This window comes from Saccharothrix sp. ST-888 (assembly GCF_000955975.1).
Lineage (GTDB): Bacteria > Actinomycetota > Actinomycetes > Streptomycetales > Streptomycetaceae > Kitasatospora.
Genome location: NZ_JYJF01000045.1, coordinates 1 through 21,857, shown reverse-complemented (window position 1 = coordinate 21,857; position 21,857 = coordinate 1). Strand labels below are relative to the sequence as shown.

17 protein-coding genes, 1 tRNA gene, 1 other RNA gene and 1 pseudogene are annotated in these 21,857 nt (G+C 70.6%); 15 read left to right on the top strand and 5 right to left on the bottom strand.

Features of this window, described 5'->3' with window-relative positions; translation table 11 throughout:
* Window positions 1–89: 89 nt before the first annotated feature.
* Both UK12_RS16345 and UK12_RS16340 read left to right on the top strand, forming a co-directional pair.
* A complete protein-coding gene (locus UK12_RS16345) occupies window positions 90–1,190 on the top strand; it encodes a serine hydrolase domain-containing protein (RefSeq protein WP_197084914.1) in 1,101 nt (366 codons plus the stop codon).
* Window positions 1,191–1,346: 156 nt separating this feature from the next.
* Window positions 1,347–2,414: a serine hydrolase domain-containing protein gene (locus UK12_RS16340; protein ID WP_197084911.1), complete on the top strand. Its 1,068-nt coding sequence runs from the start codon at window positions 1,347–1,349 to the stop codon at window positions 2,412–2,414.
* Window positions 2,415–3,035: 621 nt separating this feature from the next.
* Here the strand turns inward: UK12_RS16340 and UK12_RS41320 are convergent.
* Window positions 3,036–4,040: an HNH endonuclease gene (locus UK12_RS41320; protein ID WP_197084910.1), complete on the bottom strand. Its 1,005-nt coding sequence runs from the start codon at window positions 4,038–4,040 to the stop codon at window positions 3,036–3,038.
* Between the two features lie 220 nt (window positions 4,041–4,260).
* On the opposite strand from UK12_RS41320, the gene UK12_RS36635 reads away from it, so the two are divergent.
* Window positions 4,261–4,476 carry a hypothetical protein gene (locus tag UK12_RS36635; protein ID WP_156178763.1) on the top strand — a complete coding sequence of 72 codons (216 nt, stop codon included), beginning with the start codon at window positions 4,261–4,263 and terminating at the stop codon, window positions 4,474–4,476.
* Window positions 4,477–4,593: 117 nt separating this feature from the next.
* Window positions 4,594–4,782 (top strand): hypothetical protein, encoded by a 189-nt coding sequence (locus tag UK12_RS39755; RefSeq protein WP_156178762.1) that lies wholly within the window; start codon window positions 4,594–4,596, stop codon window positions 4,780–4,782.
* A gap of 355 nt (window positions 4,783–5,137) precedes the next feature.
* Here UK12_RS39755 and UK12_RS16330 read toward each other — a convergent pair.
* A tRNA-Ser gene (locus tag UK12_RS16330) sits at window positions 5,138–5,222 on the bottom strand.
* Window positions 5,223–5,351: 129 nt separating this feature from the next.
* On the opposite strand from UK12_RS16330, the gene ffs reads away from it, so the two are divergent.
* The 10 genes from ffs (at window position 5,352) to UK12_RS16285 (ending at window position 15,634) form a co-directional block, all read left to right on the top strand.
* Window positions 5,352–5,448, top strand: an RNA gene (gene ffs, locus UK12_RS37315) — signal recognition particle sRNA small type.
* 85 nt (window positions 5,449–5,533) lie between these two features.
* The gene (locus UK12_RS16325; protein WP_045303711.1) at window positions 5,534–7,741 is read left to right on the top strand and encodes a DNA polymerase III subunit gamma and tau; all 2,208 of its coding nucleotides are present in this window, start codon (window positions 5,534–5,536) and stop codon (window positions 7,739–7,741) included.
* A gap of 101 nt (window positions 7,742–7,842) precedes the next feature.
* A complete protein-coding gene (locus tag UK12_RS16320) occupies window positions 7,843–8,157 on the top strand; it encodes a YbaB/EbfC family nucleoid-associated protein (protein WP_045303710.1) in 315 nt (104 codons plus the stop codon).
* 170 nt (window positions 8,158–8,327) lie between these two features.
* Window positions 8,328–8,927: a recombination mediator RecR gene (gene recR / locus UK12_RS16315; protein WP_045303709.1), complete on the top strand. Its 600-nt coding sequence runs from the start codon at window positions 8,328–8,330 to the stop codon at window positions 8,925–8,927.
* Window positions 8,920–9,576 (top strand): DUF5063 domain-containing protein, encoded by a 657-nt coding sequence (locus UK12_RS16310; RefSeq protein ID WP_045303708.1) that lies wholly within the window; start codon window positions 8,920–8,922, stop codon window positions 9,574–9,576. Before recR ends, UK12_RS16310 begins: the two co-directional genes overlap by 8 nt.
* Before the next feature lie 377 nt (window positions 9,577–9,953).
* A complete protein-coding gene (locus tag UK12_RS16305; RefSeq protein ID WP_045303707.1) occupies window positions 9,954–11,234 on the top strand; it encodes an aspartate kinase in 1,281 nt (426 codons plus the stop codon).
* Complete coding sequence (locus UK12_RS16300) at window positions 11,231–12,283, top strand: aspartate-semialdehyde dehydrogenase (protein ID WP_045303706.1); 1,053 nt, start codon at window positions 11,231–11,233, stop codon at window positions 12,281–12,283. The genes UK12_RS16305 and UK12_RS16300 overlap by 4 nt, the downstream gene beginning before the upstream one ends.
* Before the next feature lie 429 nt (window positions 12,284–12,712).
* The gene (locus UK12_RS16295; RefSeq protein ID WP_231591240.1) at window positions 12,713–13,285 is read left to right on the top strand and encodes a SigE family RNA polymerase sigma factor; all 573 of its coding nucleotides are present in this window, start codon (window positions 12,713–12,715) and stop codon (window positions 13,283–13,285) included.
* Between the two features lie 304 nt (window positions 13,286–13,589).
* Window positions 13,590–14,630 carry a hypothetical protein gene (locus UK12_RS16290; protein ID WP_045303705.1) on the top strand — a complete coding sequence of 347 codons (1,041 nt, stop codon included), beginning with the start codon at window positions 13,590–13,592 and terminating at the stop codon, window positions 14,628–14,630.
* A gap of 173 nt (window positions 14,631–14,803) precedes the next feature.
* Window positions 14,804–15,634 carry an SURF1 family protein gene (locus UK12_RS16285; protein ID WP_045303735.1) on the top strand — a complete coding sequence of 277 codons (831 nt, stop codon included), beginning with the start codon at window positions 14,804–14,806 and terminating at the stop codon, window positions 15,632–15,634.
* 136 nt (window positions 15,635–15,770) lie between these two features.
* Here UK12_RS16285 and UK12_RS16280 read toward each other — a convergent pair whose 3' ends face one another.
* Window positions 15,771–17,717 (bottom strand): prolyl oligopeptidase family serine peptidase, encoded by a 1,947-nt coding sequence (locus UK12_RS16280; protein WP_052681922.1) that lies wholly within the window; start codon window positions 17,715–17,717, stop codon window positions 15,771–15,773.
* A gap of 191 nt (window positions 17,718–17,908) precedes the next feature.
* Window positions 17,909–18,271 carry a nuclear transport factor 2 family protein gene (locus UK12_RS16275; RefSeq protein WP_045303704.1) on the bottom strand — a complete coding sequence of 121 codons (363 nt, stop codon included), beginning with the start codon at window positions 18,269–18,271 and terminating at the stop codon, window positions 17,909–17,911.
* A gap of 199 nt (window positions 18,272–18,470) precedes the next feature.
* Between UK12_RS16275 and UK12_RS16270 the strand changes: the two genes are divergently transcribed.
* Complete coding sequence (locus tag UK12_RS16270) at window positions 18,471–21,446, top strand: AAA family ATPase (protein ID WP_045303703.1); 2,976 nt, start codon at window positions 18,471–18,473, stop codon at window positions 21,444–21,446.
* Window positions 21,447–21,591: 145 nt separating this feature from the next.
* Here the strand turns inward: UK12_RS16270 and UK12_RS41315 are convergent.
* Window positions 21,592–21,857, bottom strand: a pseudogene (locus tag UK12_RS41315) (TetR family transcriptional regulator); the annotation flags it as partial.

Below are 21,857 nucleotides of genomic sequence, written 5' to 3'. Positions count from 1 at the left end.
TCCGGCAGGGCCTTCGTTCCTCGACCCGGCAGCAGGGCGGCAGGCGGCGACGAGCCGTGTCGGCCGCCGCTGCGGTGGCCATCGGCGTCATGACGCTGGGTGCCCTCGCCCCGCCCGCTGCCTCCGCCTCCGATTCCGCAGCCGTCTCCGCTGCTGCTGCCGCCAGGCCGGACGCCGTCCAGCAGGCCCTGAACACGCTGGTGCGCGACGACGGGATGCCCGCCGCCCTGGCGAGCGTCCAGGACCGGAACGGCCGCACCCACACCTACACCGCAGGAGTCGGCGACCTGACCACCGGCTCGAAGGTGCCCAGGGACGGCCAGGTACGGATCGGCAGCAACACCAAGGCGTTCACGGCGGTCGTGGTCCTGCAACTGGTCGGCGAAGGGAAGATCGGCTTGGACGCCTCGGTCGACACCTACCTGCCCGGCCTCGTCCGCGGGGAGGGGATCGACGGGCGTCGCATCACCGTCCGCCAGCTCCTCCAACACACCAGCGGACTCCCCGACTACGGCATCCACCTCGACGACGACGAGATCAGGAACCGGTACTTCGAGCCCCGCGAGCTGCTCGACATCGCCCTCCGGTACAAGGCCGACGCGGCTCCGGGGACGACGTGGGGGTACAGCAACACCAATTACGTCGTGGCCGGCCTGATCGTCCAGAAGGTCACCGGCCGCCCCCTCGCCGAGGAGATGGACCGGCGCATCATCAAGCGCATCGGGCTGCGCCACACCTACTTCCCCGCTCCTGGCGAGATGACCATCCGAGAGCCGCACCCCCAGGGTTACCACCGCAACCCGGCGGACGGACCGCTGCGCGACTTCACGGAGTTGGACCCCTCCGCAGGCTGGGCCGCAGGCCAGTTGATCTCCACCAACTCCGACCTCAACCGCTTCTTCACCGCGCTCCTCGCCGGCCACCTCCTCCCGGCGGCCCAGCTCGCCGAGATGCGCACGACCGTCCCCACCGGCCACCCCGGCCTCCGCTACGGGCTGGGGCTCACGAGCAGGCCGCTGTCGTGCGGCGGCGTCTACTGGGGCCACGGCGGCGACATCGCGGGGTACGAGACCCGGGGCGGTGTCACCGACGACGGCCGCGCCGCCAACGTCGCGGTCACCACCATCCCGACGGACGAGGCGGCCACGCAGCACGTGAAGGACGCCGTGGACAGGGCCCTGTGCGGCTGAGGCACGCCACCCCGCCCGGGCCCGGCTCGCCGGGCCCGGGCGACCCGAACCAAGATCCGGCAATTTCCCAGGAGTTGACTCATGCGTGGACAGACACGGCAAGGACTTCGGCGGCGACGGGCCCTGTCGGCCGCAGCCGCGCTGACGATCGGCGTTATGACGCCGGGCATCCTGTCGGCGCCCCAGGCCTCCGCCGCCAGGCAGGATTCCGTCCAGCGGAGCCTGAACGCGCTGGTGCGCGACGACGGGATGCCCGCCGCGCTGGCGAGCGTCCAGGACCGGAACGGCCGCGCCCGGACCTACACCGCAGGAGTCGGAGACCTGGCCACCGGCGCACCGGTACCCGTCGACGGGCAGGTGCGGATCGGCAGCAACACCAAGACCTTCGTCGCGGTCGTCGTCCTCCAGCTCGTCGCGGAGCGGAGGGTGGACCTAGACGCCTCCGTGGACACCTACCTGCCCGGCCTCGTCCGCGGGGAGGGGATCGACGGGCGCCGCATCACCGTCCGCCAGCTCCTCCAGCAGACCAGCGGACTCCCCAACTACAGCGATTACCTCGGGGACGACGTCCGGTACTACGCCCCCCGCGAACTGCTCGCCACAGCCCTCCAGCACCCGGCCGACTTCGCCCCCGGGACGAGTTGGAAGTACAGCAACACCAACTACGTGCTCGCCGGCCTGATCGTCCAGAAGGTCACCGGCCGCCCCCTGGCCGAGGAGATCGACCGGCGCGTCGTCCGACCCGCCGGGCTGCGCCACACCTACTTCCCAGCTCCCGGTGACGCGAGCATCCGGGAGCCCCACCCCCACGGCTACTACCGGGAATCGGCGGACGCGCCGCTGCGCGACATCACGGAGATCGACCCCTCCTGGGGCTGGGCGGCAGGCCAGATGGTCTCCACCGGCTCCGACCTCGACCGCTTCCTCAGCGCACTCCTGGCCGGCCGCCTCCTGCCCTCGGCCCAGCTCGCCCAGATGCGCTCCACCGTCCCCGCCGAAGCGACCTTCGGCCCCGGCGCCCGCTACGGACTTGGACTCGTCAGCCGGCCGCTGCCGTGCGGCGGCCTCTCCTGGGGCCACGGCGGCAGCTTCCCGGGGTACGAGACCCGGGGCGGCGCCACCGACGACGGCCGCGCCGCCAACGTCGCGGTCACCATGCAGCTCACCGACGAGGCGGGCCGGAGGAATCTCGACCGCGCCGTGGACACCGCCCTGTGCCGCTGAACCTCGCCGAGGGCGTGCCGTGAAGCAGAACGACCGATGGGCCCGACATTACGTCGGGCCCATCGGCCTCAGGTGTGCGTACAGCCGCCACATCGTCACCGTCCACGACGTCGGCCGTCGTGGACGCCCGCCTACGAAACTGCAACCACGGAACGACGAAGGACCCGACTGCAATGCAGTCGGGTCCTTCGTCTGCCCTGGCGGGCAAGGGCGGAGGATACGAGATTCGAACTCGTGAGGGGTTGCCCCCAACACGCTTTCCAACTGTTCGTCCGGGTGTCCGGGGACGGTCGTAGGTTTCCTGACCTGCGGTGCAATGTCTCGCCGGCTGGGCGCCGAACGCCCCCGGACGGGGGTGAATGCAACCAGAACTGCAACTAGACCGGGTTGCCTCCTCACCTGGGCACTCAGGCCTATTGGATGACTTGGCCCTGCTTTACCGTGAACTCCTCGTGCGTAGTGACGCCGTACGGTGAGGCGGAGACGCTGTCTGGCCAGGAATATAGACAGTGCCGTCGGTCCGAGTTGAAGAGCTGGCTGCCAGTTCCTCTGAGGCGTCGCCCAAGTGGCTGGCAGGCGTGGTCTGCGATTTCCCGCCATCGCACTGACTGGCGGCGATCTTCAGTTGTCGTTAGTCAGTCGTGAAATAGGAATGATCCGCTCCTCAGGCCCCTGAATCCTCCCGCGTGCTACGTTGTACGCCCAGGCATGAGTAGAGATTTTCTTCTCGATTGAAAAATGCTTTCCTGTGGCGGCATCCATAACCTTGTGGAACTCGTCCATGAGGGCCTGCCAGTCTGCGACTTTGAAATCTGAATCGGCCCAACTGTAAATAGATTTCAACTCGCGTTTGACAGCGGAGAAGAAAGAGGTGGGCTCACGATTCCCCACGCCTATTTTTATGCCATGCTCCGTTAGCCAACGCTTGTGCTCCTCTGGCGCGCCGAGCCACTTGTCTGGACTGTCGCGGAGTTCCGCATAGTCAACCCACGCCCAGAAGCTCTCAGCATCGGCCACGTCTGGAGACTCTGCATGATGACTCTTGCAAAGCAGGGCAAAATTGCGCACATCCATAGATCCACCAAGCGATGTGGGAACTACGTGGGCGCGCTCAACGGGCTTTCGCCAGCAGACGAGGCATGCAGGCTCGTCCATGCCTAGGTAGTCCACGATGGCCTGAATAGGGGGGCGGGTTTTTCGCTGGTCTGGCTGTGCTTCGCGAGGCTTTAGAGGAAGTTTCGCCGTGTCGTAACCGTAGTCGCTGCCATCCTCCGGATATTGAATCCGGAGGATATCTGGAATATTGTCGTCCTGTTTGCCGAACTTTATGTCGGCCAGTGGCGTGTGAATCTCTGACACATAGTTGCTCAGAAATCCCAAGGCAAAGTCGCTAATCAATTCGAATGCATCGTGATCAAATGCGCCATTTTCGTTCTTGTGCCCTTGGATGTCTATGTAGACGTATCGAGGTGCTCCGGGTCTAATCGCCTGTGCATGCTTGACACTTTCGAAAATTCTCCCGGCTGCCCGTTCGAAGTTCTCGTAGACCGCCATGTCGTGATAGATCGCGAGACCTTTTCCCTGCCGCTCGGGTGTGACCTTGGCTTTGATCTTTCGCTTGCCCATATGCCCCTCCCCCTGTGGATACCGCGCACTCAAGAGGGTTGCATGTCGTGCTGACAGTTGCCATCCCGTATTGCAAATGGATAGATCGTGCGCACGGATGAGAGAAACTGAACGAATCTGATCAAGCGTCAAGATAGTGCGTAGCGATGATCTCCATGGATTTCACGATGATGATCGCGTTAGCATCGCCACTACCCACCGGGCGCACCACACCCTCCGGGTGGCTCTGGGGAAGATGGTTCGCCGTTGGCACCTCGCCATCAATGTTGCCAAGGACGCCAAGGTGCCCCGCATCGACGAAGAGGAGATCGAGTCCTACTCGGTCGTGGAGGTGCAGAAGATCCTGCTGGGGATTGGGCGCCGACGGCACGCCGCCCGATGGGTCATTGCCCTCGCTCTCGGCCCGCGCCAGGGTGAGGTGCCCGGCATGAAGTGAGCGGACGTGGACTTGGAGGCGGGCATCATCCGACTACGCCGTAACCGGCTCCGTCCCAGGTTCGAGCACGGGTGCGGCGGTGACTGTGGTCGGAAGGCCGGTTACTGCCCTCAGTGTGTGCAGGTGCAACGAGAGACCAAGGATGCAAAGTCTCGCGCCGGCCGCCGCCCGCTTCCGCTCCAGGACGAGCTGATCAAGTTGTTCCGCAAGCAACAGGAGGAGCAGGGCCAGGAGTGGTCGCTCGCCGGACAGCTGTGGGAGAAGAAGGGCTACCGCTTCACCTTGCCCCGACTGGTGGGCCGCTGAACCCGAACACCGACGATCACGAGTGGAAGGACATCCTGCGGGCGGCTGGCGTCAGTGACGCCCAGGCGCACGACGCGCATCAACACCGCCGGCACCGCGCTGCTGATCCTCAAGGTCCCCGAACGGATCGTGATGGTCAACATGGGGTGGTCGTCCGCCTCCATGGCGAAGCGCTTCCAGCACGCGACCGATCCGCTGTTGCTGGGGACGGCCGAGAAGATCGGCGAACTGTTCTGGGGCCGCCCGGCCAGCGCGGTGGGAGAGAACTCCGAGAAGGCCGACTGGGACGGACAACGCCGAAGGCCCCCGACCGCAGCGCGGTCGGGGGCCTTCGAGCTGCCCTGGCGGGCAGAGGCGGAGGATACGAGATTCGAACTCGTGAGGGGTTGCCCCCAACACGCTTTCCAAGCGTGCGCCCTAGGCCTCTAGGCGAATCCTCCGTGGGAGAGCTTAGTACATGTTGAGGGGTGCTCGCGAACCGCTGTCTCGTAGGTGGTCGCGGGTGGCTGCCTGCGGATCGGAGATGGGGGTGGAGTGCAGGGAGTGGGGCCGGGATCCGCTACTCTTGGGGCAGCCCCTCGTGTGGCGTTATCTCTCTGAACCCCCCCAGGGCCGGAAGGCAGCAAGGGTAGGAGGGCTCTGGCGGGTGCACGGGGGGTCCTTGCGTTTCCGGGGAGCCCGGGGGGAGAAGTGCGGGGCCGAGTTCGGTGGGGCGACGCGTTTGTCCTTGCGTCCCGATATCGTCGGTGGCGTGTCCCTAGCCCTGTACCGCCGCTACCGCCCCGAGACCTTCGCGGAGGTCATCGGGCAGGAGCACGTGACCGCTCCGCTCCAGCAGGCCCTGCGCAACAACAGGGTCAACCACGCGTACCTCTTCAGCGGCCCGCGCGGCTGCGGCAAGACGACGAGTGCCCGAATCCTGGCCCGCTGCCTCAACTGTGAGCAGGGCCCGACGCCGACGCCGTGTGGTGAGTGCCAGTCCTGCCGGGATCTGGCGACGGGTGGCCCCGGTTCGATCGACGTGATCGAGATCGACGCCGCCTCGCACGGTGGTGTGGACGACGCGCGCGAACTGCGCGAGCGGGCGTTCTTCGCGCCGGTGCACAGCCGGTACAAGATCTTCATCCTGGACGAGGCGCACATGGTGACCTCGGCCGGCTTCAACGCGCTGCTGAAGGTGGTGGAGGAGCCGCCGGAGCACCTCAAGTTCATCTTCGCGACCACCGAGCCGGAGAAGGTGATCGGGACGATCCGGTCCCGTACGCACCACTATCCGTTCCGGCTGGTGCCGCCCGGCACGCTGCGGGACTACCTGGCGGAGGTCTGCGGCCGGGAGGGCATCCAGGTCGAGGACTCCGTCTTCCCGCTGGTGGTCCGGGCCGGCGCCGGGTCGGTGCGTGACTCGATGTCGGTGATGGACCAGCTGCTCGCGGGTGCGGGCGAGGCCGGTGTGACGTACCAGATGGCGACGTCGCTGCTCGGGTACACGGACTCGGCACTGCTGGACGAGGTGGTCGACGCCTTCGCCGAGCACGACGGGGCCACGGTCTTCCAGGTCATCGACCGGGTGGTCGAGGGCGGGCACGACCCGCGCCGTTTCGTGACGGACCTGCTGGAGCGGCTGCGCGACCTGGTGATCCTCGCCACAGTGCCGGACGCCGGGGAGAAGGGGCTGATCGATGCCCCGGCCGACCGGGTCGCGGTGATGCAGGCGCAGGCCGACCGGTTCGGAGCGGCCGAACTGAGCCGGGCCGCCGACATCGTCAACACCGGGCTGACCGAGATGCGGGGGACCGCGGCGCCCCGGCTGCAGCTGGAGCTGATCTGCGCCCGGGTGATGCTGCCCGGCGCGTACGACGACGAGCTGTCGCTGCAGGCGCGGCTGGACAAGCTGGAGCGGCGGGCCGCGGCCGGAGCACTGGCCGCACCGATGGCGGGTATGGCCCAGCCCGGCGGCTTCGCTGCGGCTCCGCCGGGCGCGGCTCCTTCGGGCGCGGTCCCCCCGAGCACGGTGGCGGCGCCGGCGCCGATGGCAGCTGCACCGCAGCAGCCCGCAGCCGTAGCCGCCCCGGCGCCGCCCGCCCCTGTGCAGCCTCCCGTGCCCGCACCGGCGGGTCCCGCGCCCGGCGCGTGGCCGATCGCGCGCAGCTTCTCCCCCGGCGGGGGAGCGCCCGAGCCCGCTCCCGCGCCCCCGGCAGCCACGTCCGCGCCTGTGCCCGCACCGGCGTACGCCCAGGCCCAGCCGGCCCCCGTCGCTCCCGCTCCCGCTCCCGCAGCGCAGCCGTCGGGCGCCCAGCCGTCCGCCGCCGCGCAGCAGGGCGCCGGGCAGGTCCGCCAGCTCTGGCCGCAGATCCTGGAAGCGGTGAAGAACCGCCGCCGGTTCACCTGGATCCTGCTGAGCCAGAACGGCCAGGTCGCGGGCTTCGACGGCAGCGTGCTCCAGGTCTCGTTCATCAACGCCGGCGCCCGGGACAGCTTCGTCAGCAGCAACAGCGACGACGTGCTGCGCCAGGCCCTGGCCGACTCCCTCGGTGTGGACTGGCGGATCGAGTGCATCGTCGATCCGTCCGGTGGCAGTATCGGCGGTGGCGGCGGGGCCGGGTACGCGCCGCCGGCTCCGCAGGCCGGTGGTGGCGGCGGTGGCTGGGGCGGCGGTGCGCCGCAGGTGTCCAGGCCGGCCGCGCCGGTGGCGGTTCCGGTCTCGGCGCCCGCCCCGGCACCCGTCCAGCCCGCGCCGAGCCCGGTGCCGCCGCCGACCGCCGCGTTCGCCGCGCCGTCGGTGCAGCAGCAGCCGTCCGTGGCACCGCCGCAGGCACCGCCCGCCCCGATGGTCGCCCCCGAGGACGACATCCCCGAGGACGACGACCCGGAGCTCAAGGAGGACGCGTACTCCGGCCAGGAGCTGATCATCCGTGAGCTCGGGGCGACGGTCCTGGAGGAGATCCACCACAACAAGTGACCGGAGACGCCTACGCGTCGGATGGCGGCGCGTAGGCTCGGATCGACGTTTCCGTGCACAGGCAGGAGTGAGCCGTGTTCCCTGGTGGTGGCCAGCCCAATATGCAGCAGCTGCTCAAGCAGGCGCAGAAGATGCAGGAGGAGCTCGGCAAGGCACAGAAGGAGCTGGCCGAGACGAAGGTGAGCGGTACGGCGGGCGGCGGCCTGGTCGAGGCGACGGTGACGGGTGCCGGTGAGCTGGTGGCGCTGACCATCGCGCCCGCCGCGGTCGACCCGGAGGACACCGAGACGCTGGCCGACCTCGTGCTGGCGGCGGTCCGGGACGCCAACGCGGCGGCCCAGAAGCTCCAGGCGGACCGGATGGGCCCGCTGACCCAGGGCCTCGGCGGCGGCGGTATCCCCGGCCTGCCGTTCTAGGCGGGTACGGGCCGTCGTCGGCCCGCGTGGACGTGGCCGACTGGTAGCAGAACCGCAGCCACGCTGTGTGATTTATGGGTAAGTCGGGCGTCGGACGGTGTGTCCGGCGCCCGATCCGTTGGATGATGGCACCGCAAGAGCAGGCACGAGAGCACGACGGAAGGCGCGAAGTGTACGAGGGCGTGGTTCAGGACCTGATCGACGAACTGGGCAGGCTGCCTGGCGTCGGGCCCAAGAGCGCGCAGCGGATCGCCTTCCATGTCCTGCAGGCCGACCCGACGGACGTCCGCCGCCTGGCGCACGCGCTGCTGGAGGTCAAGGAGAAGGTCCGGTTCTGCGCGGTCTGCGGCAATGTCGCGGAGTCCGAGCAGTGCCGGGTCTGCCTGGACCCGCGGCGCGACCTGGCGGTGATCTGCGTGGTCGAGGAGCCCAAGGACGTCGTCGCGATCGAGCGCACCCGGGAGTTCCGCGGCCGCTACCACGTGCTGGGCGGAGCGATCAGCCCGATCGAAGGCGTCGGCCCGGACGACCTGCGGATCCGCGAGCTGCTCGGGCGGCTCGCCGACGGCACGGTCACCGAGCTGATCCTGGCGACCGACCCCAATCTGGAGGGGGAGGCAACCGCCACCTACCTGGCCCGGCTCTGCAAGCCGATGGGTCTGAAGGTGACCCGACTGGCGAGCGGACTGCCCGTCGGTGGGGATCTGGAGTACGCCGACGAGGTCACCCTCGGCCGGGCCTTCGAAGGGAGACGACTGCTCGATGTCTGACCACACCCGCGCGGATGCGCACTCGCACACCCAGGCCGAGGCGCCGGACGATTTCGCGGTGCAGATCGCGGACTCGGTCGAGAGCTTCGTCCTCGCCGTGACCGAGGTAGCCAAGGGGGACGAGCCCGGCAGCGCGATCTCGCTGCTCCTGCTGGAGGTCTCCCAGCTGCTGCTGGCGGGCGGCAGGCTCGGTGCGATCGAGGATGTCCTCCCGGAGGACCGGTTCGAGCCGGACGCCGGGCCCGAGCCGGACGGCGTCGAGCTGCGCGAGCGGCTCGCCGAGCTGCTGGCGCCGATCGACGTCTACCACGAGGTCTTCGACCCGTACGGTCCGCCCACGCGCCCGAACGCCTTCCGGATCTCGGACGACCTGGCCGGGGTGGTGAGCGAGCTGGAGCACGGTCTGACCCACTACCGCGAGGGACGGGTCAGCGAGGCGTTGTGGTGGTGGCAGTTCTCGTACCTGTCCAACTGGGGTTCGACCTGCTCGGCGGTGCTGCGGGCGCTGCAGTCGCTGGTCGCGCACGTCCGGCTGGACAGCCCGATCGGTGCGGCGGTGGACGGTGCCGACACCGACGACGACGGGTTGACGGACGAGCAGCTGGAACAGCAGGCCGGCGATCTGATGGCCGCCGAGCTGGGCCTCTGAGACCGGGACCCGGGACTGGTCCTGCGACTGGCCCCGGCAGCGGTCCTGGAAATGGTCCCCGAGCCGGGCTCCGGGATCGGTCGCCGAGCCGCCGAGGGGCACAGCGGACACGAACGACGGGCCCCGAAGCGACTGTGACGAAGAATTCACTCATCGTCCGGCCGGAGAAATTCGGAGCCGATCGGCCGTGGATCCGGCAATTCTTGTCGGCTGCCGGGAGCGGCCCCGAAGACCTGTCGAAAGCCCCTGACCACCAGTCGATACCGGTGTCTCATCATATGGAATGCGGCTGAGGTGCCGAAACCGCTGGATAGACTGGCTCGGACCGCAGATGGGGCCACCCAGTCCCCCTGAACGACACAAGTCGAGGAGCGCACGTGGGCCTTGTCGTGCAGAAGTACGGCGGCTCATCCGTTGCGGATGCCGAGGGCATCAAGCGCGTAGCCCGCCGAATCGTTGACGCCAGGAAGGCCGGCCATGAGGTCGTCGTCGTGGTGTCCGCGATGGGCGACACGACGGACGAGCTCATCGAACTCGCGGAACAGGTAACCCCGATTCCGTCCGGCCGCGAGTTCGACATGCTGCTGACCGCTGGAGAGCGGATCTCCATGGCACTGCTGGCCATGGCGATCAAGACGCTGGGCTTCGACGCCCAGTCCTTCACGGGCAGCCAGGCCGGTGTCATCACGGACTCCACGCACAACAAGGCGCGCATCATCGATGTCACGCCGGGCCGGATCCGTGCCGCCCTGGACGAGGGCAACGTCGCGATCGTGGCGGGTTTCCAGGGCGTCTCCCAGGTCAGCAAGGACATCACCACCCTCGGCCGGGGTGGCTCGGACACCACGGCGGTCGCCCTCGCGGCGGCCCTGAACGCCGAGGTCTGCGAGATCTACACCGATGTGGACGGCGTGTTCACCGCCGATCCGCGGGTGGTGAAGAAGGCCCGCAAGATCGACTGGATCGGGTTCGAGGACATGCTGGAGCTGGCCTCGTCCGGCTCCAAGGTGCTGCTCGACCGGTGTGTCGAGTACGCCCGGCGCTATAACATCCCGATTCACGTACGCTCGTCCTTCTCCGGACTTCCGGGGACGATTGTGAGCGGAAGCAACCCGACCAAGCCCGAAGGGGGCGAAATGGAGCAGGCGATCATCTCCGGAGTCGCCCATGACACGTCCGAGGCCAAGGTCACGGTCGTGGGTGTGCCGGACAAGCCGGGCGAGGCGGCCCGCATCTTCCGCGCCATCGCGGATGCCGAGGTCAACATCGACATGGTGGTGCAGAACGTCTCCGCCGCGTCCACCGGCCTCACCGACATCTCCTTCACCTGCCCGAAGTCCGAGGGCCAGAAGGCGATCGACGCGCTCAACCGGGTCCGCGAGGGCATCGGCTTCGAGTCGCTCCGCTACGACGACGCGATCGGCAAGATCTCGCTGGTCGGCGCGGGCATGCGCTCCAACCCCGGCGTCACCGCGACCTTCTTCGAGGCGCTCTCAGAGGCCGGGGTCAACATCGAGCTGATCTCCACCTCCGAGATCCGCATCTCGGTGGTCACCCGTGCCGACGACGTGAACGAGGCCGTCCGGGCCGTGCACAGCGCCTTCGGCCTGGACAGCAGCACCGACGAGGCAGTGGTCTACGGCGGGACCGGTCGATGAGTCGTAAGCCCAACCTCGCGGTCGTCGGCGCCACCGGCGCCGTCGGGACCGTGATGCTGGGCCTCCTCTCCGCGCGGGAGGACGTCTGGGGCGAGATCCGGCTGATCGCTTCGCCGCGATCGGCCGGCCGCCGACTGACCGTACGCGGTGAGGAGGTCGAGGTCGTCACCCTCTGCGAGGAGGCGTTCGACGGCATCGACGTGGCGATGTTCGACGTCCCCGACGAGGTCTCCGCCCAGTGGGCGCCGATCGCGGCGGCCAAGGGCGTCGTCGTGGTGGACAACTCCGGCGCGTTCCGGATGGACGAGGACGTCCCGCTGGTCGTCCCCGAGGTGAACGCGGTGGCGGCCAGGCTCCGCCCGCGCGGCATCATCGCCAACCCGAACTGCACCACGCTCACCATGATGTGCGGCCTCGCCGCGCTGCACGCCGAGTACGGGCTCACGGAGCTGGTGGTGGCCTCGTACCAGGCCGCCTCCGGTGCCGGACAGCCCGGCGTGGACGCGCTGCGCGACCAGCTCAAGCAGGTCGCGGGCACCGGCGTCGGCGAGCAGACCGGTGACCTGCGTGCCGTGATCACCGACAACGGCCCGTTCCCGGCGCCGCTGGTGCTGAACGCGGTGCCGTGGGCGGGCTCGCCGATGGAGGGCGGCTGGTCCTCCGAGGAGCTCAAGGTCCGCAACGAGTCCCGCAAGATCCTCGGCCTGCCGGACCTCAAGGTCTCCGCGACCTGCGTCCGGATCCCCGTGGTCACCACGCACTCGCTGGTCGTGCACGCGGTCTTCGAGCGGGAGGTCAGCCAGGAGCACGCGCAGGACATCCTGCGGGAGGCGCCGGGCGTGGTCCTCTACGACAACCCGGCGGCCGGTGAGTTCCCGACCCCCAACGACGTGGTGGGCACGGACCCCACCTGGGTCGGGCGGGTCCGGAGAGCGCTGGACGACCCCAACGCGCTGGACCTCTTCCTCTGCGGGGACAACCTGCGCAAGGGGGCCGCGCTGAACACTGCTCAGATCGCGGAACTGGTCGCGGCCGAGTTCAGCGCCTGAGGCAGCCCGTTCGGGGGCTCTGGGGGCTCTGGGGGCTCCGGGGGTTCCGGGTCAGGGGCCGTGGGCTCCACCGCTGGTCCGACTGTTGGCCGCGCCGGTACCGCAGGCCCTTGCAGGCGCTGGTGCCACTGCTGACGTGGTGGGTATGAGTGCTTTCGCTGCCGTTGTTGTGATCGCTGTCCGGAAACGGACGGTCCGGATCCCCCTCCAGGGTGCTGGAGGGGGATTCTGCGTGTGCGGGAGAATATGCCTTCGGCCGGGCAACCATGACAGGGGAGCGAGTGTCCAACAGGCGTGGCGAACGTAATGGGGGCGGTCTCCGTGGTGCCCATGGCACCTGTGATGGTGGTGCCGGCAGCGCCTGTGATGCCTTTGGCACCCCTGGTGCCGGTGGGGTCCATGCCGGTGGGGTCCGCTCCGTTGGGGTCCGTGCCGGTGGTGGTCCTGCCGCCCCGAGCAGGGCTGCTGGTCGATAGCCGCATGGGCACGGCCGCAGAGGACGCGGCAGGAGCCAGCGTCGATCACCTCACCGAGACCTACCAGGCGCACTACCGTTCCCTGCTGCGCCTGGCCGCCCTGCTCCTTGACGACCTGTCGACCTGCGAGGACGTCGTGCAGGAGGCGTTCATCCGGGTGCACGCCGCGCGTCGCCGAGTCCGCGAACCCGAGAAGACCCTCGCCTATCTCCGGCAGACCGTCGTCAACCTGTCCCGTTCGACGCTGCGTCGGCGCATCCTCGGCCTGCGACTGCTGCCCAAGCCGATGCCTGACATGGCCAGTGCAGAAGAAGGCGCTTACGATGCGCTGGAGCGCGACCAGCTGAAGACCGCGCTACGGGGGTTGCAACGCCGTCAGCGGGAGGTGCTCGTCCTGCGCTACTACGCGGACATGACGGAGGCGCAGGTCGCCGACGCGCTGGGGATCTCCCTCGGCTCGGTGAAGGCGTACGGATCGCGCGGCCTGGCCGCCCTGCGAGTCCTGATGGAGGCCGAGGATGACTGACGAGAGGATGGCCGGCGGCGAGCAGGACCCGCAGGGCGCGCAGGGCGCGGACGGGTCGGAGAGGCTGGAGGGGTCGGAGCGGCCGGAGCGGCCGTGGCTGGTTGAGCGGCAGTCAGGGCCGCTGGAGCCTTGCTGCGAGCTGCCGGTGACCGGTGTTCGGCGCGATCCGCGTGGAGGGGGCGTCGGGTTTTCCGGCCTCGGCGCGTCCGGTCCGAGGAGTGACGGGGCCGGGTACGGCGCGTCCGGCCCGGGGCAGGGTGCGGTTGGGGCGGGGCGGATTTCGGCCGAATCGGACGAGGAGCTGATGGAGCGACGGCTCCGCGAGCTGATCCACCAGTCCGTCACCGAGGTTCAGCCGGACCCGGCCGCGCTGCTGCGCATCCGGCAGGCGGTCCCGCGACGCCGGGCCCGGCACCGCAACGTCTGGACCGGTACGGTGGCCGCCGCGCTGCTCGTCGCCGCCGCCGTGCCGACCATCAAGGGCGTCCAGCACTTCGACCTCTCCGACGGCCCTACCACCGGCCGCACCCTCGCGGACACCGACGGCCGGAGCCCGGCCTCACCGTCCGAGGACAGCAAGGCGGGCCGTTCCCACCGGCCGAGCCCGACCGGCTCGGCCGACCGGCCTGGCTCGGCTGCGCCCGGTGTCGAGGCCAGCTCCGAGGCCGCCAGCCCCACGCCCGGGGCGGACGGCAGCCCGGCCGGAACCGTGCCGCTCCCCGACTGCGTGCGGGCCGACCTCGGCGCGGGCAGCTCCTATCTCGCCGCCGCGGACGCGAACGGCAAGGTGTACGGCTGGTTCACCGTGCTCAACACCTCCGGGCGCAGCTGTGCGCTGACCGGCCCCGGAACGGTGACGGTCAGCTCGGTGGAGGGGGGCGACCCGGCGAAGGTCAAGGTCGTCGACCACCTGGCCGGTGACCCGGCGGTCGGGCTGCCCGACCCGGCCCCGGCGTCCGGACCGTTGGTACTGCCGCCGAAGGCGGGGTACCAGGTCCGGTTCGGCTGGGTGCCGGACAAGCCGTGCCCGAACACCGGGGGTGGCAGCAGCCCGGCCGCGCCCGCCCCGCAGACCGCTGCCGCAGCCGCGCCCGCCGCCGATGCCTCGCCCGGCGCCCCGTCCTCCCCCGGCACCGGGCCGAGCCCCAGCAGCTCCCCGCCGCCCAGCACGCCCGCGAGCATCACACTGGAGCACACTCCGCAGTCCGGCGGCCCGGCTGCTGCGACGGCCCAGGTCAGCGGCGCCTGCGCCGGTACGGTCTACCACTCCGCCCCCGAGGCGGTCCCGGCGGCAACTCCGGCGCTTCCTTCCGGCACTCCGACGACGGTGGCCAGCGGGCAGTAGGCGGTCGGACGGGGCGGTGGTGCAGCGGACGTGGGGAGGCTGCGGTTCGTCATCTCGTCGGCAGTGCGGTGCCCGCGTGGTGGAGTGGTCGCGATGCTCGGGGTGGGTGCTGAGCCGGGCGCGGCGACCCCCGGGGGCACCGGTGGGTGTGAGGAATGGTTACCGTGGTGGGCGTGTACCGGTTTCTCCTGACTTCGCGCTGGCTGGGCGGCACCGTGGTGGCCCTGGTAGCCATCGCGGTCTGCCTCTGGCTCGGCTCCTGGCAGCTCGGGCGCTTCGAGGACCGGGCCTCCTCCCACAAGAACACCGGCAGCTCGGCGAAGGCCCCGGACACGGCTGCCCCGCTGGCCTCCGTACTGAAGGGCGGTACGGCCGAGGTCGGTACCGACACGGTCGGCCGCGAGATCACCGTCACCGGCAGCTACGACTCCGCGCACCAGCTGCTGGTCCCCAACCGCACGGTGGACGGCCGGAACGGCTACTACGTGCTCACCCCGCTGCGGACCGCCGACGGACCGGCCGCGGCCGTGGTCCGCGGCTGGGTACCCGGTGCACCGGCGGCGACGGGCGCGGGAGGCACAGCGGGTGCGGGCACAGGTAGCGGTGCGGCGGCCCAGGTGCCTGCTGCGCCGTCCGGTCAGGTGACCGTCACCGGTCGGCTCCAGGCACCGGAGAGCAGCGGCAGTGGCGGCGCGGTGGCCGGCGGACTGCCGTCCGGCCAGCTGGGCACGATCAGCTCGGCGACTCTGGTCAACGTGCTGCCGTACCGCTCGTACGACGGCTGGGTGGCCGCCGACGCCGCGCCGGACGGGCTCACCGCCGTTCCCACCGTGCAGCCGCAGGGCGGGGACGGGCTCAGCCTGCGGGCCTTCCAGAACCTCGGTTACACGTTGGAGTGGTTCGTCTTCGCGGGGTTCGTCGTCTTCATGTGGTTCCGCCTGGTGCGCCGGGAGGCGGAGATGCTCCAGGACCGGGCCCTCGGCCTCGACCCGGCCCTGGACTGAGCGACGCCCGGGAACGACTGATCGATCCCGGGGGACTACTTGAGCAGCCCCCGGGGAGTGCTGTTCCGTTCCCGGGGAGTGCCGGGCGTTCGCCGGCCCCCCGGGGCCGAAGAACGCCCGGGGGACCGAACAGTGGCTACTGGCCTGACCCGTCCTGGCCCGGCAGGTGCCGCCGGACGAAGTCGATCTCCAGTCGGAGCTGCTTGATCCGCTCCTCGACCACCAGCGAGCCGTGCCCGGCGTCGTAGCGGTAGACCTCGTGCACCTTGCCGAGAGCCTCCAGCCGCTCGACGTAGTTCTCGATCTGGCGGATCGGGCAGCGCGGGTCGTTGACCCCGGCGCTGATGTACACGGGCGCCTTGACCTGCTCGACGTACGTCAGCGGGGAGGAGGCGTGCCAGCGGTCCGGGACCTCCTCCGGGGTGCCGCCGAAGAGCGTCCGGTCCAGTGACTTGAGCGCTTCCATCTCGTCGGCGTAGGCGACCAGGTAGTCGGCGACCGGGACGACGGCCAGGCCGAGCGTCCAGCTGTCCGGCTGGGTGCCGAGCCCGAGCAGGGTCAGGTAGCCGCCCCAGGAGCCGCCGGAGAGCACCAGCTTCGACGGGTCGGCGAGTCCGGACTCCACGGCCCAGTCGCGGACGGCGCCGATGTCCTCCAGCTCGATCAGGCCGACCCGCTCGCGCAGTGCGTCCGTCCAGGCCTGGCCGTAGCCGGTGGAGCCGCGGTAGTTGACCCGGACGACCGCGAAGCCGTGGTCCAGCCAGGCGGCCGGGCCGGCGGCGAAGGAGTCGCTGTCGTGGTGGGTCGGGCCGCCGTGGATCTCGAAGACGGTCGGGAACGGGCCCTCCCCGTCCGGCCGCTGGACCAGTGCGTGCACCCGCCCGCCGGGCCCCTCGACCCAGACGTCCTCGACCGGGACCGACCCCGGCGGTACCGGTCCGGCCGCGCGCAGCACCACCGTCCCGGCGGTGGATCGCACGGCGGACGGCTCGGCGGCGGAGGACCAGAGGAACTCGACGGTCCCGTCCGGCCGCGCCGTCGCACCGGCCACCGTGCCACGCGGGGTGTCCAGGCGGACCAGCTCGCCCTTCTCCAGGTCGTACGAGAACAGCTCGCTGCGCGCCTCGTACTCGTGCTCGACCAGCAGCGCGCGGGCCTCCGGACGCCACTGCGCGGAGAGGTCGCCGGGGAACTCGCGGCCCTGCTCGTCGCGGAGCAGCAGCTCGGTCTCCGTGCCCGTGGCGACGTCCCAGATCATCGGCTCCCAGCGGCCCCGCCGCTGGTGGGCGACGAGCAGCCGGGTGTCGCCGTCGGCCGGAGCGAAGCCCAGACAGGCCACTCCGCACGGGTTCTGGCGGCCGGTCACCTCGTCCAGCTCGGCGACGGTGGAGCCGTCGGAGACACGGACCACCCGGATCGCCGAGTGCATCGCGTCACCGTGCTCGGTGTGGTCGATGGCCAGCAGTGCGGAGTCGTACGAGAGATCGCCGACACCGCCGTACTCGGCGTGGTGGTAGAGGGTTTCGACCGTCGTGCTGCCGGGGCGGCGCAGGTGGAGGGTGGTGCCGTCGTCGTCCGTGGAGGTGCCGACCACCACTGTGCCGTCGCGGCCGATCGCCAGGCCGGCCGAGTACGCGGCGGGCACGCCCGGGACGGCCTCCTCGTCGCGGCCGACTGCGCCCTCGGCGCTCCCGGTGCTCTGGGCGGACTCGGTGTGCTGGGCGTTCTGGGTGTTCTCGGCGGACTCGGTCGCCACGGTGCTGTCGGTCGGGTGCGCCGTCGGACCGGCGGTGGTGAAGGGCTGGCGTCGCCAGATGCCGAACTCGTCACCGTCGGTGTCGTCGAACCACCAGATCCACTCGCCGTCCGGGCTCAGCTCGGCGTCCGTGGTCCCGTTCGGGCGGTTGGTGACCTGCCGGTGCCCGCCGGTCGACCGGTCCCAGGCGTAGACCTCGTAGGTGCCGGTGGCGTTGGACACGTACAGGGCCCGCTCGGGGGCGTCCTCGGCCCACTCCGGAAGCGTGACCCGCGCTGCCCGGAATCGCTGCTCCCACGCCGGTACCGCGCTCTGCTGCTCACTCATCCCCCTATCCAACCCGATGTCGGGCGTCGAGCGGAACGGTGCGGCTTCCTCCCTTGAGCGTTCCCTGGGTGCTGTCCCGGCTGCCGCCCTGCCGGAAGTCCGACAGGGCGGTGGCACGGGCCGCACGCGTGGGGGCGAAGGAGGCGGGGGATGCAGGGACTGTGGGGCCGGCCCGGGATGCGCGGACCGGGTCAGGCGGCCGGAACCTTGTCGAGGAAGCCGAGGACCGAGGTGAGCCGGCCGTCCTCGTCCACGGCGACGACGTCGAAGCCGACCACCAGCGCCTCGCCCCCGGCCGGGCCGAGGTCCCAGGTGAAACGGGCCAGGTGGTGGTGGGCGTCCACCGGGCCGAGGGTGAAGACCAGCCCCGGGAACTGTGCCTGGGCCGCGCCGATGGTCGCGTCGATCGCCTCGCGGCCCTGGGCGTCCACCAGCGGGTCGGTGTAGCGGCCGCCCTCGGCCCACAGCTCGTCGATGAGCTTGCGGCGGGCGGGCTGGTCGTTCTCGTTCCAGACGGCGATGTAGCGCTCGGCAACCTGCTGGAGGTCGGTCATGTCCCTGCTCCTTCGGAGAGTTCGTCGGTGTCTTGGAGACGTTCTCGGTGGTGCTTCTGCCGGTGCTTTCGGCGGTGTTCTCGGCGGTGTGTTTCCGTCGATGGCATGAAGTTACGGTGGGGCACGGTGGTGGCGAATCAGTCAGCCATAGGTCACTGCGGCGGCCGGTGTCGGCGGGGGCGTAGGTAGGGTGCACGTCATGCTGTACGGGAGGGCGGAGGAGCAGGCGGCTATCGACCGGCTGCTCGACGAGGCGAGGGTGGGCCGCAGCGGGGTTCTGGTGCTGCGGGGTGAACCGGGCATCGGCAAGAGCGCGTTGCTGGACTACGCGGAACGCGCGGCGCTGACGGGTGCGGGTGCGGGCGCTGGTGTGGCTGCGGTGGCGGTCGAGTCGGTGCCGTTCCGGGTGATCCGGGCCACCGGGGTCGAGTACGAGGCGGATCTGCCGTTCGCCGGGCTCAGCCTGCTGCTGGCACCGGGACTCGACCGGCTCTCGGCGCTCACCGCTCCACAACGCCGGTCGCTGGAGGCGGCGTTCGGGTTGGTCGACGATACGGCCGAGGCCGTGGTCGACCCCGTCACGGTCTCGGCCGAGCGGGCCGTCCGCACGGTCGACCGGCTCCTCGCGGGTCTTGCGACCCTCGCCCTGCTCTCCGAACTTGCCACGGACGGGCCGCTGTTGTGTCTGATCGACGATGCCCAGTGGTTGGACCGCGCCTCGGCCGAGGCGCTGCTGCTCGCCGCCCGGCGTCTGCGGACCGAAGGCGTTGTCCTGCTCTTCGCTGCTCGCGACGGTGAAGGCTCCTTCCCTGCAACCGGGTTGCCCGAGCTTCCGCTCGCCGCGCTGTCTCCCGCCGCCGCGTCTGCGCTGCTCGCCGCGCTGCCGTCGAGCCTGATCCCGGGAGCCGGTACCGGTACCGGGGAGGCCAGGGGCGGCAGCAACGTCGCCGGTGGTGGTGCCGGTAGTACCAGTGGTGCTGGTGGTTCCGGTGGTGTGGGGGAGGCCGGGGAGAGCAGGGAGGCCGTCCGGATCGCTGCCGTGCACCGACGCGTCCTTGCCGAGGCGCACGGTAATCCGCTGGCGCTCACCGAATTGCCTGCCGCGCTTGCCGGTGAACAGCCCGGTGCCGTCGGCGTGGTGCCGCTCACCAGCCGTCTGCAACTCGCCTTCCACGGACAGGTGTCCAGGCTTCCGGCCGCCACCCAGACGCTGCTGCTGGTCGCCGCCGCCGAAGAGACCGGGGACCTTCGTACCGTGCTGTCGGCCGCAGCCGCGCTCGGTGCCGGCCCCGACAGTCTTCCTCCGGCCGAGCAGCGAGGTCTGATCCGGCTCTCGGCCGGCGAACGGCTGGCTTTCCGGCATCCGTTGATCCGCGCCGCGATTCTGCAACGTGCCCCGTTGATGCAGCGGTTGGCCGCGCACCGGGCCGTCGGTGAAGCCCTGGGCGAGGGCGATCGCCGCACCTGGCACCTCGCGCTCGCTGCCACGGGACCCGATGCCGACCTGGCCGACGCGCTGGAGCGTACGGCTGTACGGTCCGGTGCCCGGGGCGGGCCGAGTGGCGCAGCCTCGGCGTACGAGCGGGCCGCCCGGCTGACGCCGGACAGGTTCGGGGCCACCCGTCGTCTCGTTCTGGCTGCCGAATCCGCCACTGATGCAGGTGAGTTGGACCGGGCTACGGCGCTGGCCGAGCGTGCGCTGGCCCGGGCGGACGACCTTCCCCACCTCTCCGGCCGGGGGCGGCCGCTTGCGGTGGCGCTGCTGGAGCACGTCCGGGCGACCGCGCAGTTCTGGCGCGGTGCCTACCCGGCCGCCTACGAGCTTCTGATGGGGGCTGCCACCTCCGAGATCGAGGCGCCGCACGCCGCCCGGATGCTGTTCCAGGCGTTCCATGCCGCCTGGTACCTGGGGGAGCAGCAACTGGGCGCCGTACTCGACCGTCTGGGGGCCTTGGAGTTGCCGCCCGAGGACCCGGCCGGACCGGTGGCCCACTACCTGCTCGCCGCCGCGCTGCCGGTGATCGGTCGACCGGCCCCGGATCTCCCGCCGGTCGGTGAGACCGTGGCCGCAGCCCGTGGCGCGGGCGCCGACGCCGTCCGGGACCTGGTGCAGGTCTGCGGTGCCACCCTGATTCTCGGACGGGACGCGGAGACGTACCGACTCGCTGCCGATCTGGTGGCCGAGGCCCGGGCCGAGGGCGCGGTAGGCCAGCTGCCGACCCTGTTGTACTTCCTTGCGGAGGCCGAGCTCTTCCACGGCCGCCACCGGGATGCCGAGGTCGCCGCCACCGAGGCCCTGGAGCTGGCGATCGATACGGCACAGCGCCAGTGGGTGAGCCAACTGCAGAGCCTGCTGTCCTACTTGGCGGCGCTCACCGGCGCCGAAGGGGCCTGTGCCGAACTGGCTGCGGCCGCCCTGGACGGCCCCGGCGCCGCACCGGCGGCCGGACACCCCTGGGCGCAGTGGGCGCTGGGGCTGCTCGACCTGGGGCAGGGACGAGCCGGGCTGGCCGCCGACCGGTTGGAGCGGCTCACCAGCGGGCAGTGCCGACACCATGTCTCCGCCACCCGGGCGGTGCCCGATCTGGTCGAGGCGGCGGTCCGGCTGGGCGAACCGGAGCGTGCGACCGAGTCGTACGAGCGCTTCGCGCGCTGGGCCGCCGTCGCCGGACAGCCCTGGGCGTCGGCGCTGCTGTTGCGCTGCCAAGCGCTGCTCGGGCCGCAGGAGTTGGCGGAGTCGGCGTACCGGGCGGCACTTGATCTGCACCAGCGGGACCACCGCCCGTTCGAGCAGGCGCGGACCGCTCTGCTGTTCGGTGAGTGGCTGCGCCGGGACCGGCGGCGAACCGAAGCCCGGTCCCAACTCGCCACGGCGTTGGAGACCTTCGAACAGCTCGGCGCCGCCCCCTGGGCGGACCGCGCCCGTACGGAGCTGACCGCCACTGGGTCCGCCGCACCCGCAGGGCCGGTCGCCGGACCACTCGCCGCCCTCACCCCGCAGGAGTTGCAGATCGTCCGCCTTGCCGCTCAGGGCCTCACCAACCGGGACATCGCCGCGCAGCTCTTCCTCAGCCCGCGCACGGTCGGGCACCACCTCTACAAGGCGTACCCGAAGCTCGGGGTCGCCTCGCGCTCCGAACTCGGCGGCCTGGCAGGTGTTGTGGCGGGAAGGTGAGCCGGCCGACGCCGACGCCGCCGCGGTGGCTGTGTCGGTGGATGTGCGTCGGTTGGAGTCGGGCGCGCTGAGCAGGCCTGGGCCCGACGCCGGCTGGACCGCGCTCGCCGCGCCCGGCGTGGGTGCTTCCCGCGCCGTGGCGCGGTCAGTTGCGGGTCGCGCGCTCGTGGTCCGCCAAGCTGGACTCCAGCAGGGCGAAGGCTTGGTCCGCAGCAGTGCTGACGGAGTGTCGGACAGTCTCGACATCCTTGCCGGCCAGGATCTGCTGCAGGATCTCCGCGACCGTTGCCCGGTACGTTCCGTTGATTGCACCGGCCAGCAGCCTGGGTAGCGGATCCTCGTCACCCAGGCCCCACCGGTCGGCCAGCGCGGCGGCGAGGGCGGCCTCGGTGTTTTCGCTGATCTCTCTCG